The following is a 16319-nucleotide window of genomic DNA, read 5'->3' as shown; positions in this document are numbered from 1 at the left end:
TAGTTTTGGATTAAATATAACGCTCCGCCAAAATGTTGACGTGTGCTGCATATGCGCCTTCACCGATCGCTTGGAATTTCCACTCACCGTTATGGCGGTAAATTTCACCTGTGATTAAAGCCGTCATTCCAGCGTAGCTCTCCGTGAGATTGAATTTCACCAACTCATTGTTGTTAGCGCCATTCAAAATGCGAATATAAGCAGATTTAATCATCCCAAAATCTTGTTTTCTTGTTTCTGCTTGATAAATATTAACAGCTACAAGGATTTTGTGAACATTGGCAGGTACTTTGGCAAGGTCGATGTTGATTTGCTCATCATCTCCGTCACCATCCCCTGTCAGGTTGTCACCTGAATGCTTCACAGAATTGCAAGAACTGCTCAAATTGTGGAAGCATACCAAATTCTCTTTGCGAGCTAATTTCCCGTTCTCATCAAGAAGCAAAGCGGAAGCATCGCAGTCAATATTAACCCGCTCTTTCTTCTTACCAAAGAATCCTTTGGTTTCGATTTCTGCGGGGTCCCATCCAAGGCCAACAACTAACTTTGTTAATCCGGCAACGCCTTTTGTCAGATCAATTTTCTGACCTTTAACCAGATTGATGCTCATGTCGTCTATGTCACCTCCTTTCGATGGAATTCGATGTTCTTCAATCTAAGAAACTCTCAAACCAATAGTACGGATGATCGGCGTACACGTTTCAAAAAACTACTACAATTTCCTCTATTCGACAAAATTAATTCTAACACATCCAGCCTTAAAGTCCTTGTACTATTTTCTGATTAAACTGGAAGAAAATAAGAGCCCTTAGGTATGCCTAAGTGCTCTTAGTTCTTATAAATTGAATTCCCCTGGGTTTAATCCAAGCATGTTGCAAATTTCGCGTACAACGGCTTGTTCTTTATCATCAAAGTCTCCATCCGCAGCTCCGATTGCACTGCAAACACCCACAATGACGCGACCTACCTCCGGCTTGCTTCGGAAGGAGCCGATTGCTTTCATCGCGATTTGTTTACCAATCATCTTGTCAAACTCATATTGATCAACGAAGTAATTAAAACGTTTGATTACATCGCTCATATCAAAGACTTTGAGTTCTTCGCTGCGGCTCATGTACCCAGCCATCTTTTGTTTTTCATCGGATCCGATTGTACCGTCCGCAGCTGCAACGATTGCACAGCCGGCTACTACAGCATCCAAGAAATCTTTGTTCTTAAACTTCTTGACTTGATCCGTCAAGCCTTGTTTCGACGTTTGTAACCATGTTTTGAATGCGCTCAAGTTCGTAACCTCCGGAATGGAATATGACGTTCCATTCTATTGTAAATGGATTTGCTAGATGAGTGCAAATATTGTTGAAAAAGAGCGAAAGCAGCGCTGCGTGATAATCGCCTTACTTTTTGCTTCTTTCAATTATATGCTCGAGGTAATGCCTTTCCTTTACAAAGAGTATCTTCTTTATGATACACTGGGATATATTAGGAATTTCACAGGAGGGAATCTAATGTTAGAACATCGTGAAACAACATCATCCTCTTCAAGGAAAATGAAGTTAATTACGGGTTTACTTGAGATTCTATTGGCTGTTCCAATTTTAGGAGCATTAGTTGTCATCGGAACTAACTATGTAGCATTATTCGTGATGCTCATTCTCCATATTGTCACCTTGGCGCTTTCTATGGGAAGAAGAGAATCTAAATATGGCTCCATTCTCGGTATCCTAACATCGATATTAGCTTGGATTCCGTTTCTAGGATGGATCATGCATCTCATTACCGGGATCTTGCTGCTTGTGAGCGCTGCTTCAAGACGCTAAAGAAAACGGACGGTCCCAGTGACCGTCCGTTTTCTTTGTTTAGTAGTTACTCATTCAAATACGTCGTTACCCGATTCTGTATCAATTTGGCAACAGCATCCGCTGTTTTCTGCCCCGAGAGGAATGCTCTAACTTCCTCCGCGATTATTTTCTGAACCGTCGTTTCGTAGCCTATATTTCTTAAACTGGCTTCGGACAGCATGTCACGGACAACCTGTAAATTCTCCTCAGTTGCTTCGACTTTAACCCCTCCACCTTTACCACCTACGGCCTTATCGATACCATTGGCCTTAACATCTTCGATTGCCCTTTCGTTCACCGCTTTATTCATCGAGAATCCCGAAGCTCCCGGCTGTTTCGGATAGGACTGCATCTCTTCAGACAGCAGAAACTTCATAAACTCCCAAGCGTCTCTTTTCACCTCTGAATTGGCGTTCATGGCGATTTGATTCGTCACAAGAAACGAGATGCCCGACTTTTGATCTGCAGCATGCGGCTTCTGATAAACTTTCCCATCTTTATAATACATGGCAAGTCGTAGAAGATAATCGCTTGGGGATGTCATTAATGAATAGGATAAGTAGCTTTTTGTGAATTCCGACGCATCACTTCTTAACTCCTTTTCATTATACATCTCCTTCACTTCCTTCAGTAAATCCGTGAAAAAGGGAGTGTCAAACGATGCATTGCCATTAGCACCATCGATTAATCGATTATAGTTGTCAGACACGAGATTATTAATCATCGCCTCAGGCGGCAAAAAATTCATGGAATAGGTATGTCCATTCTTGCCTGCCAACTGCTTGCTGATTTCGGCGAACTGGTTCCACGTCCAGTTCTTATCATCAAACGTTAAACCAGCTTTCTTGATCCCATCCGCATCTCCGTACAAAGCTTCCAAGTAGAATTCGACAGGCATAATATACAGGCCGCCGTTCATTTGGGAACCATCCATAATGTTCATATGGTATTGCTGCGGATCGAAGCTGGGATCCCGTTTCATCCAATCGTCTATGTTTTCGAACGCGCCTTTTCTGACGTACTTATCAATAGGCAGCTCCACAGTCGTAAATGCGAACAAGTCCGCCCCCTTGCCGGACAACACCTCCGTCGTCGTCGTTTTGATATATCTCTCCACCTCAGATGCGCTCATCATGCTGCCGGTTTCAAATTCTTTAAACTGAATCGTTGTATTCGGATGCAGCGCTTCATACTTCTCTTTCGCCAGCTTGTAGATGTCGGTAGTTCCAAGAATAGACACGACGATGGTTTTGGGTTTATCGTCAAGCGGTTCCAGCCCCTGCGAGGATGCGTCAGCTGCTGCATTCTCTGCAGGTTTTGACTCATCGCTTGTATTCTTTGGCGATTCATTCGCCCGGGGTTCTGATGAATTTCCGGTAGGGCTATTCGTATTCTTGCTTCCCTCGCACGCTGTTAAGCTAAACATTATGATGCAGCTCATGATTACAATCAGTACTCTTGTCATCTTCATTCCCGCTTTCCTGATATGATAAGTATTAATGGGTCATTACTCGAACAAGCTCTCCGTCCGTGACGGGTACGCTGCTTTCCAGAATGATCGGCGAATCCGGAAAAATCCCTTGCAGCACAACAGTATCGGTTTCATTCGAATCACCGACTTTGATTGGCGCCTTGCGGACATGACTTGTATCGCCGAGCGGGCCTTTCTTCTCCTCAACGACATAAACGTAAGTATCTTCACCCTCAAGGTGAATGGCACTGCTCGGAATCACGATGCCGCCCATATCGGCCGCAGAAACAAATCTAAGGTCAATACGTCCTATTTCGCCTCCTCGAAGCGAATCATGTTTCACGGCAACTACGATATTCATTTGATTTTCTTTGTTTTGGATCCCCGTAACGCTCCCTTCCAGCTGCTTCTCATCCTCCGCGTGACCGACTTGGACATCCAGCTTCTGGCCTATCTTCAAACGTTCGCTAATGTTCGCTGGCACCTGTACCTGCATGCGATAACCTTGACTGGATGAAGCGATTTGAACATCAGGACCGGCGCTGGCGGATATCATATCTTCCACGGCACTCACGTTCATCACAATTCCGTCGAAAGGTGCTTTCAGCTCGCGGTTACTGACTAAATCCGCCTTCATGCTGTTCAGATTACGCTGCTGCATGACCAGCGTCAGACGTGCGCTATCGAGATCCCGTTTCGCGCTGCGCAACTGATTCGCATCATCGCTGGCTGCGGCTTCAACATAGCGGTCCTGTAAGCCTTGTATGGATAATTGCTGCTGCTCCAGCTGGGTCTTAGCATCCAGATAACGATTTTCGGCTTCAAGGCTCTCGTAAAGGACCAGCGTCTGTCCCTTCTTCACGGTTTCTCCTGTTTTGACCTTAATGGTTTTTACGTTCCAGCCCGCTTTGTTCGATAACGAAGCTTCAGTAATCGGCTCCAATACGCCGCTTCCGGTATAGCTCTGAACAAGCTCCTCCTGTCGTCCAATGGTTGTCCACACCTTCGTTAAATTCATCGTTTGCAGCGTGTTGCTGAACAGGGTAAGCACGATTAATCCACTGGCAAACAAGATGGCGAGCAGCCGGATCTTCTTCTTCCTGCCCGTATGTTCTTGCTCGATTTCTTGCCTTTCCACATCAAACAAACCTCCTACCCTTTAATGCCGGACATTTGAACGCCTTCGATAAAATGTGATTCCGCATATAGAAATAACAGCACCATCGGCAGCATATAGAAGACGGATGCGGCGAAACCTATGCCCATTGCTTCCTGCTGAACGACAGAGAGATACACCGACAATGGCTGTCTGAAGGTATCATCGAGAAAGATCAGCGGCTGCTCTACCATGTTCCAATAATCGACGAACAAGAGTACGATGAGCGCCGCGAATCCCGGTTTAATAAGCGGAACAATGATTTGAAGGAAGATGCGAAAATGACCCGCTCCGTCCATATAGGCCGCCTCCACGTAAGCACTCGGGATCGACAACATGAATTGCCTAAGCATGAACACGCCAAATGCGCCGAAGATACCGGGCAGAATGATGGCACTTGCACTGTTCAGAAGGCCTAATTGATCTGCAATAATATAGTTCGGTACGAGCGTCACTTGAAACGGCATTAACATCGCCACCAGATAAACGAAGAACATCCGGTCTCGACCCCGAAAGCGGAGCTTGGCGAAGGCATAGGCAGCCAGAGCGCCAACGATAACCTGCCCCGCGATAATGAGCGCAACCATGTAAACCGAATTCCAAAACAGATTTAAATACGTCGGGGTGGCGATCAGCACTTTGCTGTACTGTTCGAACGAAACCCAGTTGGGTATAAGTTTCAGATTGACAAAGGCATCCTTGCCGCCGGCTGCCGTATCCGTCATCTTCCCGATCAAATTATAATTCGATTCAATTTCGTGCTCCGTCATGAGCGAATTGGTGAAGGATATGATGATCGGCAACAGCATCAAGAATGCGATTAGCGCTAGCGGAATCGAGATCGCCGCTTTGGTAATGGCAACTTTCAGTTTCATTGGTTCTCCCCATCACTCCAAGTAATTAGTGAAACGCCGTTCTAATGCAAACATCCCTGAAACAAGAACGAGCAGGCAAACCACCATGATTGCTGCGGCGGACGTAAGCTTCTGAATATCAAGCGACAAGAACATGTTGTTCATGTAATGCTGCAGCATATAAATGCTGTCGTGCGGATAATCGCCCGCGATCAAATACGTTTCCCGGAATATCCGAAACGAGCTGATCAGTCCCATCAGGACGACGAAAAACATCGTTGGCGTCAGATAGACAAGTGTGATACGGGTAAACTTATGGAACGGGCCCGCGCCTTCAAGATCCGCCGTCTCGTAATAATCTTTCGGGATGCTTTGTAAGCCGGCTAGAAACACGATAATGTTGTAGCCGATGTTTTTCCACGCATAGACCATAGAGAGCACGCCTCTTGCCCATTCCGACTTCATCCAATCGATCCGTGACACGCCAAGTTCATGCAGCCAGCTGTTTGCTGCTCCATTCCAATCGAACAGAACTTGCCAGATTAGCACAACGGAGGCAACAGGCACGACAAGCGGCAACACGTAAGCGGTTCTGAGCCAATTGCGGAAATAAAGGTTCTGATTCAATAACAAGGCCAGCAGTAACGAAATAGCGATCGTGATCGGAACGCTGACAGAAGTAAACAGAAACGTATTCCTCGCTGCTTGAAGGAAGGAATCGCTCGCCAGTACCTCCTTATAATTGCTCAGGCCGACGAACGCGCCATCGGTCGTTCGATTCATAAAGGAGTAACGCAGGCCCATTGCGAACGGAATCAAGTAAAAGACTAAGAATCCGATCGCGCTGGGAGCAAGAAAGAAGGTTGCAACGACACTGTGCCGCCGCATGACTTTACGAAACATATCCTCTATCTCTCCCTCACCGCTCAACGGAGACTTTCGATAACGCCGCTCGCGATGGCCGTCGATATTTGGTCTTGAAACAACGCAGTCTGCATTCTGGCTTCTTCGTTCTTATTCGATATATATCCGAGCTCCAGCAGAACGGCCGGTTTCGTATTCTCACGGATGACATGATAGTCGCCGAAGTTCACGCCTCTATCCCTCGTACGCATGTCTTGTTTGAAGATGTGCTCATGGATGTTCTGTGCTATCTTCCGATCCTGCGCTTTGTTGTAATAGCTAGTCATCCCATACACATCACTGGTTTGAAAAGCATCGAAGTGGATGCTGATGAACAAGTCCGCGTTCTCGGCTCGCGCTACTTCCGTTCTTGCTTTCAGCGAGATCGTCGTATCGGCTTGTCTCGTCATAACAACAGTTGCTCCTTGCTCTGTTAATTTCCGACCTACATTTTGCGCGGTTAGCAGCGTTACATCTTTCTCGTACGTTCCTTGAGCACCAGTGGATCCGACATCCTTGCCGCCGTGGCCGGGATCGAGAACAATCGTTTTTCCTTTCAAGGGTAAATTGGCGTCTTTATTGGTTGTTATGGTTTTGGTCCTTTCCACACTTGGTTTCGCCTTCGTTGCACCTTCCGTTTGAAGTTGAAAGAGACTGGTCGACACGATGACTCCGACAATGGCTATAGCAATGAATTTAGGTGTTGTTTTCATGAATTCATCATAATAGCAGCCGATAAAGACCACATGGAGCCGAAATAAAGATGAAATAAAGATTGATGACACACAAAAAAAACGCTTGTCAGGGAGGCAGCATGCACCTTCTTGACAAGCGGTTAGAGCAGAACATTAGATTAGCGTTTCTTATTCAGGATAAAGTAAAAAGCAACGCCATCTTTCGTGTTAGACGCGCCATATTCGGCATCGTGCAGCTCCAGAATGTTTTTGGATATGGCAAGTCCAAGTCCCGTGCCGCCATCGGCTCGCTGCCTTGCCGTATCTCCCCGATAAAAGCGATCCCATACTTTATCAAGCTGCTCCTCCGAAATATGGACGCCTTTGTTTTCGACGCAAACGACGATTCCGCCAATTTCCTCTACCATGGAGATAATAATCTCCTGATTCTCAGGCGTGTAGCGTATCGCGTTCGTCATGAAATTCGTGATCACCTGTTCGATTCGATGCTGATTGGCAATAACCAAAGCAGGAACAAGATGAAGGCTTAGATGCAATTGTTTATCTGAAATTTCGTGCGCCAACTGCTCGCTAATCGATTCGATCGACTTATCGATATAAAACTCGTCCATCTGCATCTTATACGTTCCAGATTCGTATTTCGCCAGCTCCAGCATATCGACAATGAGATGATCCATCTTATCGACTTCTTGTTCCATCGCTTCGAAGTAATAGTCCTTCTTGTGCGCAGCAACACCATCCTTGAGGATCGAAATGCAGCTTTTCATAACGCTCAGCGGTGTCTTCAACTCATGAGAAACACCTGCAATAAAATCTTTCCGCGTGCGCTCCAGCTGCTTTTCTTTCTCGATATCTTCCCGCAGCTTGCCGATGTAAGAATGCAGCGTAGCAGATAACTGGTTGATGTTGCGCGACAAATCCCCGATCTCGTCCTTCGAACGAACAGGAATGCTTTCCGAGAAATCGAGATTTGCGATCTTCTTCGTCGTCTGATTGATGCGCAGCAACGGCCTTGCGATTTTCATGGAAAAGTACAGCGATGCAATCAAGATGAGCACCAAAACAAACACGACGATATACACATAATAGTCCTTCATCATTTGAACAGCTTCATCTACCGGCTGCAGCGATGCCATGGCGAAGATGTAGTTTGTCGTACCGTTGTCATAATGAACCGGCTGGATGAACAGCTTGTACTTCACGTTATTTTGCTCATAATCCTGGATGACAAGTGCATCCTCAAGCTGCATGTCATCAAATAACAGCTTCGCTTGAAATGCATTGATTTGATCCAGGAATAACTGATTGGAATAGATGAAGTCTGATGAACCTCCGCCATTTGGAACACGGACGTCTGTGACCATACCAAACAGATTCACGAAAGAGGATCGATCTGAGACTGTTGGTTTCCTTTTCTCACTAAACTCGACTTTCTCGTTGGCCCCGTATACTTTACGCTTGAATAGATCATTGGCATACAACACTTCCCCCGACTGATGCTGAAGCACAATGGGAATAAGCATGGAGTTACTCTTGATCCCTTGAATCATCATATCGACTCCGGTTGTAATCAACGCTTGTCCCGAAGCGGCTTCCTCCAAGCTCATAAGCTGATAGAGAGGCACTATAAAGCGCTGCTTCTTCTCCGCCTCTGTCCTAGCCTTAAGCAGTTTAATCTCCAAGTAGAAGTCGTTTATATGTTTTAAGTTACCATCATGATCGAGGCTTGTAATCGTAACGTTGTTATTTCTGTAGAAATCTTGCTCAAGCGATTGGATGGCAAGCGAATTCCCTCTGGCTTCCACATAAGCCGTCTTAAAATCCACCAACTTCGCTTGTAAGTCGCTCACTTTGCGATTCGCGTAATACTCTTTGAAAAAAACGGTTTGCCCGATATAAATCGTCGCTAATATTAGCATGCAAAGCGTAGTCGTAAGAACGAACAATTTCAGTACAATGCCGCTTCTCATGCTTGACCCTCGAATTTATAGCCTGTCCGTACAATCGTAACGATCAAGTGAGCCTTATCGCCAAGCTTCGTGCGCAAGTTGCGAATATGCGTGTTCACCGTGCGATCATCGCCTACATACTCATAGCCCCATATTTTCGAAATCAGCTGCTCGCGAGTAATGACAATTCCTTGATTGCTCATGAGGTAGGTGAGAATCTCGAATTCGGTATGCGTGAGCGCAACATTAGCCCCCTCAATCGTAACCGTCCTCGATGGAAAATGAACCTTGAGCCCTTTCATACTTAAAGCGTCCTCCGGCTGCGCCTGCTTGCCGATTCGGCCGCGGCTTTCAATGAGACGTTTCGCTCTTGCGAGCAGCACCGGCGGGCTGTATGGTTTCGTTACATAATCATCGGCACCCAGCTCGAAACCGAGCAGTGTGTCGTCTTCATCGACACGGGCAGTCAACATGATGATTGGGACATCAGATGATTTACGGATTCTGCGGCATACCGACCAACCGTCCATTTCCGGCAGCATAATATCTAATACAACCAGATCTACTTCATGCTCCTGAAAAATCATCAGCGCAGCTTTCCCATCAGCCGCCTCAAGCACCTTATAGCCTTCGCTTAAGAAATAATCTTTACTGATTTCGCGCAATATTTCCTCATCTTCAACAATCAATATGGTTTTCATTCTGCCGCTCCCATTTCACGGATCTCTAGAATCAGTTTAACAAACCGACGAGATGAAACATAATTTTTGCTTCAATAGCCTCAATTCCATATTGTATCTAACGTAAATCAAGAACACATTCATTTGAGATAAAGATGAGATAAAGAATCGTTGGAGGGAATTTCTTAAATGATTAATTTGTGCTTGCGGAGCTAAACATAAAGCAAATAAGGAAAGGAGTGTCGATAACGAACATGCTTATTTATCAGCTCGTCATCATATTAATTGCTTCAAAGCTTGCCGGACATCTGAGTGTGAAGCTCGGTCAGCCTTCCGTTCTCGGCAAGCTGCTAGTAGGCATATTGCTGGGCCCGACCGTACTCGGTCTCATTACGGAGACAGATGTATTAACGGAAATCAGCAAGATCGGTGTCATATTGCTCATGTTTATTGCAGGTTTAGAGACAGACTTGGACGAGTTTAAACGAACGGGCAAATCGGCTGCTTACGTGGGGATATCCGGTATTATTTTGCCTTTTGCGCTGGGCTATTTAACCGGCTATTGGCTCGATCTGCCGAAGTTTGAAGCGATTTTCCTTGGCTTACTGCTCTCGGCAACTAGCGTCAGCATTTCCGTACAGGCTCTGAAAGAGATGGGCAAGCTGAAGTCGCGGGAAGGTTCGACAATACTTGGGGCGGCCGTCATCGATGATGTGCTTGTCATTATCGCGCTGGCGTTTGTCATGAGCTTCTCCGGCGGTGATGTGAATTTGGGTATCGTTGTTTTGAAAAAAGGGATGTTCTTCGTTATTGCGATCCTGTTCGGCTGGTTCGCCGTGCCTTGGTTCCTGAAGCGCTTCTCGTCGCTTCGCGTGACGGAAACGGTGATTTCCGCGGGACTCGTTCTCTGTTTTAGTTATGCGTATTTTGCTGAATACACCGGCGTAGCCGATATCATCGGCGCTTATATTGCAGGTGTGGCAATCAGTGTTACGGACTATAAGCATGAAATCTTCGAGAAAGTCGAGAGCATCAGCTATTCGATCTTCGTCCCGGTGTTTTTTACCTCGATTGGCGTAACCGTCGAACTGAGCGGTCTTGCCGGTCAATATGGCCTGATCATCAGTTTAAGTTTAGTTGCGATCATATCGAAGCTGGCTGGTTCGGCCGTCGGCGCTCGGTTATCCGGATTTAGCTGGAAACCGGCGCTTGGAATCGGGTCAGCGATGGTCTCCAGGGGAGAAGTAGCGCTCATTATTGCCGCCATTGGTCTTGATGCTGCTCTCTTAAACAAGAGCATGTTCGCGGTTATAGTCGTTGTTGTGCTCGTTACGACGATCGTGACGCCGCCAATGATGAAACTGTTCTTTAATGGGGAAACAGCTGGATAGCTCTATTCGCCTTTACGGTGCCTGTAATCAGAAGGCGTGCACTGATACACGGAACGAAACATTTTGCAGAAATAACTAAAGTTGTCGAAGCCTGACTCCAATGCCGCTTCTCCGACAGATGTATTGTTGTCTGCAAGCAGCGCAGCAGCACTCCGGATTCGCTGCAAATTGATGTACTCAATCGGGGTTTTGCGCATGAACGACTTGAACACTCGCGTAAAATGACCCTCGCTCATCCCTGCCTCAGCCGCAAGCTCCTTAATGGTCAGCTTACGCGCATAATGTACGTCGATGTAAGACAATACAGTCTTCAGCCGTTCCTGTGTATGCATGTCGAGCGACGAACGCGGCTCTCTTCGTGCGAATGCTTGGCGTGAAACGTATTCCGCGAACAGCTGGTACAGTCCGGCTTTCAGCCGCATAGGTTTCGCCGGATCATCCGAATGCTCAAGTGCAAACAACGGGGCCAACTGTTGGAAGAGTGCCAACGCCAATTCTGACGTCACGACGGCATGCGGCTCAGGCACTAGCCGGCCGCGTTTGATGGGCTCCAGATATTGATGAGTCAAGCTGTCCCCTTGACTCATCAACCAATCCAGATCAAAGACAAGCGCCGAATAGGAGCAAGCCCCGCCATTCGGCGAATATCCGCCATGCAGTTCACCGCCAGGGATGAACAACACCTCGCCTGCCTGAACCGAGTAGGTCGACAATCCGATTTGAAACACCGCTTCCCCGCTTTCCACAGCTAGAAATTCCGCTTCCTCATGCCAGTGATTGTCGAGAATCGGCTCTCCTGCCCCTTGTTCCATCCGATAGATGCCGACCGGAAGTCCTGGACTGCCGTGCCGCCTATTCTCACGCAAATGATGGATATCCATCGATCCCACTCCATATATCATAATCGTATTAATATATAGCATAATAATGCAAGATAAACTATTTTTCAATCATTATACTGTTATTATGATATAAACCATTTCAAGCGATATCGAGAGGATGGTCTGCAAACCATGAAATTCAGCGACGGTTATTGGATGACGCGCGAAGGCTACCAAGTCCTTACCCCCTACGAAGTGCATAACGTTGAGGTTTCAAGCAATAGCATCACCGTATACGCAACACACAGCCATTTGGAGCACCGCGGCAATACGTTGAACGCGCCTTTAATGACGATGGAATTCTCTTCGCCCATGAAAGATATCATCCGTGCGAAGTATTATCATCACAAAGGAGCACGGCGCCTCGGCCCTTCTTCGTTCCCATTGCTCGAAGCCAGCCAAGCACCTGTAGAGATTGTAGAAACGGCAGATGCTGTGACACTTACAAGCGGAGACGCAGCAGTAACGATTACGAAAGCACATCCGCTTTCCGTTACCTATACGTACAAAGGGAAGAAACTTACGCGCAGCGGCTTCCGTTCGACCGGCTTTGTCAAAGCGGACAACGGCAAACACCATTTCCGCGAACAGCTTGACCTTGGTATCGGTGAAACGGTATACGGACTCGGCGAACGGTTTACCCCATTCGTGAAGAATGGTCAAGTCGTCGACATTTGGAACCAAGATGGCGGAACAGCTACGGAGCAATCGTACAAAAACATTCCGTTCTATGTCACGAACCGCGGTTATGGCGTTTTCGTTAACCATCCCGAGCTCGTTTCCTATGAAATCGCATCGGAGAAAGTGTCCAAGGCTCAATTCAGCGTAGCTGGCGAGTCGCTCGAATATTATGTCATCGGCGGCGATACGCTGAAGGATGTGCTGTCCAACTACACATCACTGACTGGCAAGCCTGCGCTTCCGCCCGCTTGGTCATTCGGCTTGTGGCTCACCACATCGTTTACCACGAATTACGATGAAGCGACAGTAACAAGCTTCGTTGACGGTATGGCTGAGCGCGACCTTCCGCTTGCCGTATTCCACTTCGACTGCTTCTGGATGAAAGAGTACGAATGGTGTAACTTCGAGTGGGACGAGCGTGTATTCCCGGATCCAAAGGGCATGCTGGAGCGTCTGAAAGCGAAAGGGCTTCATATTTGTGTCTGGATTAACAGTTACATTGCTCAGCGCTCTCCATTATTCGATGAAGCTGCGGAACATGGCTACCTATTGAAACGACCGGATGGAAGCGTATGGCAAACCGATATGTGGCAATATGGCATGGGTATTGTAGACTTCACGAACCCTGCTGCTTGCGACTGGTTCAAGAGCAAACTGGCTGTGCTTCTCGATATGGGCGTGGACAGCTTCAAAACCGATTTCGGCGAGCGCATCCCAACAGATGTCGTCTACTTCGATGGATCCGATCCTCAGCAAATGCATAACTACTATACACAGCTGTACAATAAAGTCGTCTTCGAGCTGTTGGAAGAGAAACGCGGTAAAGGCGAAGCAGCTCTGTTCGCTCGTTCCGCAACGGCTGGCGGTCAACAATTCCCGGTACACTGGGGCGGTGACTGCGAAGCGACGTATGAATCGATGGCCGAAAGTCTGCGCGGCGGACTGTCGCTCGGCTTATCCGGCTTCAGCTTCTGGAGCCATGATATCGGCGGCTTTGAGCAAAGCTCCCCGCCGGATCTGTACAAGCGTTGGGTGGCATTCGGTCTGCTATCCAGCCACAGCCGTCTGCACGGCAGCACATCGTACCGTGTGCCATGGCTGTATGACGAAGAAGCAGTCGATGTTCTGCGTCACTATACGAAGCTTAAACTGCGCTTGATGCCGTACCTGTTTGGTCAATCCGTGCAATCCGTGAAGATCGGCCTGCCGGTGATGCGCGCTATGGTGCTTGAATTTGGTGACGATCCTACTTGTGATTATATTGACCGTCAATATATGCTTGGCGATTCCATTCTTGTTGCCCCAATCTTCAATGCCGACGGCGAGTCCACGTACTACTTGCCAAAAGGCACATGGACGCACTACTTGAGCGGCGAGCAAGTGGAAGGCGGCGTATGGCGCACCGAAACATTCGATTACTTCAGCATGCCGTTGTTTGTCCGCGAGAACTCGCTGATCGCAGTAGGCGCCGAAGACAGCCGTCCGGATTACGATTATGCGGCAGGCGTTACGCTTTCGCTCTACGCGCTTCAAGATGGCGCAACTGCTGCCTCTGTCGTGACAACCGTTACCGGTGAAACGGCATTTACGGTTACAGCAAGCCGCAGCGGCTCCACGATCACGATCGATACAGAAGGCAAGTCCGAAGGCTGGAGTGTCATCCTCCACGGCGAGCATGCAGTTGCTTCCGTTCAAGGCGGACAAACGGATGCCGGTTCAGAAGGTGCTCGGATTATCCCATTGTCCGGAGCAGCTAAATTGATTATCGAATTAGCTTAACTCAACAAACAAACGAGGCTGCTTCAAAAGTGCATCTAATGACTTTTGAAGCAGCCTTTATTTTGCATGGAGAAATGCTCCCCAGACACAGCAATCCCATACTAAAAACCAGCTAATCGGCACTACCACACCAGCATCTGAAAGCGAACCACTCGTCATTTCCCTCGCTATTCTAACGAACCGTAGAGGCCTTATTTGAGAAAAAAGGGCTCCTCAATTCATCTAACGAACCTCAGAGACCTTATTGAGTCGAGATAGGCAGAAATGCACGAGTTTATAGCCAAATAGTGCCCGTATGGTTCGTTAGAGTTTCAAATTGCTACTTTTTGATCAAATAAGGCCCGTACGGTTCGTTAGAAATATAGGGTGCCGTCTACCACCATCAAATTTGCTTACAAAAACGGCCAACCAGAATATACTGGTTGGCCGTTTTTACGAAAGCCCGCTTCCACTAATCAATGTGAGTAAGAAGGTATTAATGAATAGCTTCGGATACCCCATACGCTTCGTTGAAAATAAACAATTTATCTCATCCGATTCTGCAGTGTCATATGCTGACGTAGAGGAGTGATTCAAGCATGCCTAATTATAGAATTATCGTGGATTTATCCGATCGACACCTTTACCTGCTGGATAATAATATCGTCGTTCGAGGATTTCCCGTTGGCATTGGCAAAATGCTTACTCGCACGCCGACTGGGGAATTCACCATCATCAATAAACAGGAGAATCCTGGCGGTCCTTTCGGCGTGTTGTGGATGGGATTATCTAAACCGCATTACGGTATTCACGGCACCAATGACCCCGGCTCCATTGGAAGAGAAGTCTCTCATGGCTGTATCCGGATGTATAATAACGATGTCCTTGCTTTATCTGCACTTGTGCCGATTAACACTCGGGTTACCATTCGACCATAATTCCGCATGTTTTGCTCCTTCTTTTGCAACTTTAACAAGAGAAGGTGCGTCTACATAAGCAAGACAATCCATAATTAAGAGGTGAGACCACTTATGTTGAAACGATTCGTACTGTTTTCGATGATGCTGCTGTTATTTCTGACGGCATCACAATCGGTTTGGGCATTCTCGGATATTAAAAACGACCCTAATGAAACGAAAATCGCAGAACTTCAGAAGATGGGCATTCTGTCCGGAAGTGGCAATGATGTGTTCCAGCCGAAGGGCAAGCTCACTTATGCAGCAGGCATTTCCATGATTGTGAAAGGACTCGGACTGAACATCGACAACATCCGCTTTATTAAGGAACCGAAAGTGACAGATAGTTTTCCTAAAATGAAGGATGACGCTTGGTATGCAAATACGTTTATCATCGCTTCATTAAACGGACTAGATATCCCAAGAGACACCGATCCGTCCGCTCTGATGACACGGGAGCAATTTGCGCATCACCTCATGAAGGGCATTCTCCATCAAGGTGACTTTGCTTTCATTGATCTGTATGTCATCTTGAAGGATGAAGCAGCTGTCGACCAAGCCTATATGGACAGCATTCAGAAGCTCCTCATTCTCAAAATCGCACAGCTGGACAAAGAGCAGAACTTCTCGCCTAAAACAGCGATTACACGCAGCGAGGCAGCAGGTTGGCTGCATGGTGCCATTCAATTCGTGAAGAATACACCACCAATTCCACCGGTGGAGGAGCCAATCCCGTTCCCGCTTTACGATCTGCAGCTTTCAACGAAGGCTGTTAACAGTGACATCACTGAGGTGACGGTTTCTGCTCAAGCGCCAAATCCGGGATACGGAATACGCATTGCTTCGATTTCGTTCGAGGGAGATCAAGCGATCATTCACGTCGAACCCATCTATCCCGACAAAGACAAATTTTACGCTCAGGTGATTACAAATGTAAAAGCGGTCGCGTATATCGCTTCCGGCTTCAAACCGGTTCTCGGTGATGTAGGAGCATCGGTAGGCGGATCAACCGGCATTATTGGCGGTAACGGTACTTCTGCCAGCCCCCAAGCGCCAGATCTGGCTGTTGGCCAATAATTGTTGGCATACAAAAACCCTCAAAGCAT

General features: G+C 47.2%; 15 protein-coding genes. 5 read left to right on the top strand and 10 right to left on the bottom strand.

What is annotated here, in order from left to right:
* Window positions 1–10 precede the first annotated feature (10 nt).
* Both AC506A_RS01255 and AC506A_RS01250 read right to left on the bottom strand, forming a co-directional pair.
* Entirely contained in the window at window positions 11–610 is a 600-nt protein-coding gene (locus AC506A_RS01255; protein ID WP_495459200.1) for a TerD family protein, read from the bottom strand.
* 225 nt (window positions 611–835) lie between these two features.
* Entirely contained in the window at window positions 836–1282 is a 447-nt protein-coding gene (locus AC506A_RS01250) for a tellurite resistance TerB family protein (RefSeq protein ID WP_495459199.1), read from the bottom strand.
* 223 nt (window positions 1283–1505) lie between these two features.
* Here AC506A_RS01250 and AC506A_RS01245 point away from each other — a divergent pair, with 223 nt between their 5' ends.
* Window positions 1506–1817 carry a hypothetical protein gene (locus AC506A_RS01245; RefSeq protein ID WP_495459198.1) on the top strand — a complete coding sequence of 104 codons (312 nt, stop codon included), beginning with the start codon at window positions 1506–1508 and terminating at the stop codon, window positions 1815–1817.
* A 46-nt stretch (window positions 1818–1863) separates the two neighbouring features.
* On the opposite strand, the gene AC506A_RS01240 is transcribed toward AC506A_RS01245, so the two are convergent.
* The 7 genes from AC506A_RS01240 to AC506A_RS01210 form a co-directional block, all read right to left on the bottom strand.
* Window positions 1864–3309: an ABC transporter substrate-binding protein gene (locus AC506A_RS01240; RefSeq protein WP_495459197.1), complete on the bottom strand. Its 1446-nt coding sequence runs from the start codon at window positions 3307–3309 to the stop codon at window positions 1864–1866.
* Between the two features lie 25 nt (window positions 3310–3334).
* Window positions 3335–4447 carry an efflux RND transporter periplasmic adaptor subunit gene (locus AC506A_RS01235; protein ID WP_495459196.1) on the bottom strand — a complete coding sequence of 371 codons (1113 nt, stop codon included), beginning with the start codon at window positions 4445–4447 and terminating at the stop codon, window positions 3335–3337.
* Between the two features lie 14 nt (window positions 4448–4461).
* Complete coding sequence (locus AC506A_RS01230) at window positions 4462–5340, bottom strand: carbohydrate ABC transporter permease (RefSeq protein WP_495459195.1); 879 nt, start codon at window positions 5338–5340, stop codon at window positions 4462–4464.
* A gap of 12 nt (window positions 5341–5352) precedes the next feature.
* Window positions 5353–6222 (bottom strand): carbohydrate ABC transporter permease, encoded by an 870-nt coding sequence (locus tag AC506A_RS01225; RefSeq protein WP_495459194.1) that lies wholly within the window; start codon window positions 6220–6222, stop codon window positions 5353–5355.
* A gap of 23 nt (window positions 6223–6245) precedes the next feature.
* The gene (locus AC506A_RS01220) at window positions 6246–6935 is read right to left on the bottom strand and encodes an N-acetylmuramoyl-L-alanine amidase family protein (RefSeq protein WP_495459193.1); all 690 of its coding nucleotides are present in this window, start codon (window positions 6933–6935) and stop codon (window positions 6246–6248) included.
* Window positions 6936–7075: 140 nt separating this feature from the next.
* Window positions 7076–8887 carry a sensor histidine kinase gene (locus AC506A_RS01215; protein WP_495459192.1) on the bottom strand — a complete coding sequence of 604 codons (1812 nt, stop codon included), beginning with the start codon at window positions 8885–8887 and terminating at the stop codon, window positions 7076–7078.
* On the bottom strand, window positions 8884–9567 hold the full coding sequence (locus AC506A_RS01210; RefSeq protein WP_495459191.1) for a response regulator transcription factor: 684 nt from the start codon (window positions 9565–9567) through the stop codon (window positions 8884–8886). The genes AC506A_RS01215 and AC506A_RS01210 overlap by 4 nt, the downstream gene beginning before the upstream one ends.
* Before the next feature lie 233 nt (window positions 9568–9800).
* Here AC506A_RS01210 and AC506A_RS01205 point away from each other — a divergent pair, with 233 nt between their 5' ends.
* A complete protein-coding gene (locus AC506A_RS01205) occupies window positions 9801–10937 on the top strand; it encodes a cation:proton antiporter (protein ID WP_495459190.1) in 1137 nt (378 codons plus the stop codon).
* Between the two features lie 2 nt (window positions 10938–10939).
* Here AC506A_RS01205 and AC506A_RS01200 read toward each other — a convergent pair whose 3' ends face one another.
* Window positions 10940–11818 carry an AraC family transcriptional regulator gene (locus AC506A_RS01200; RefSeq protein WP_495459189.1) on the bottom strand — a complete coding sequence of 293 codons (879 nt, stop codon included), beginning with the start codon at window positions 11816–11818 and terminating at the stop codon, window positions 10940–10942.
* A gap of 132 nt (window positions 11819–11950) precedes the next feature.
* Between AC506A_RS01200 and yicI the strand changes: the two genes are divergently transcribed.
* From yicI to AC506A_RS01185, 3 genes are all read left to right on the top strand, one after another.
* Window positions 11951–14278, top strand: a complete 2328-nt coding sequence (gene yicI / locus AC506A_RS01195) for an alpha-xylosidase (protein ID WP_495459188.1) — start codon at window positions 11951–11953, stop codon at window positions 14276–14278.
* Window positions 14279–14856: 578 nt separating this feature from the next.
* A complete protein-coding gene (locus AC506A_RS01190; RefSeq protein WP_495459187.1) occupies window positions 14857–15195 on the top strand; it encodes a L,D-transpeptidase in 339 nt (112 codons plus the stop codon).
* A 93-nt stretch (window positions 15196–15288) separates the two neighbouring features.
* The gene (locus AC506A_RS01185; RefSeq protein ID WP_495459186.1) at window positions 15289–16290 is read left to right on the top strand and encodes an S-layer homology domain-containing protein; all 1002 of its coding nucleotides are present in this window, start codon (window positions 15289–15291) and stop codon (window positions 16288–16290) included.
* Window positions 16291–16319 lie beyond the last annotated feature (29 nt).

This window comes from Paenibacillus sp. N22P23 (genome assembly GCF_059383735.1).
The sequence above is the reverse complement of the archived record's forward strand: the minus strand, read 5'-3'. Positions and strand labels throughout refer to the sequence as shown.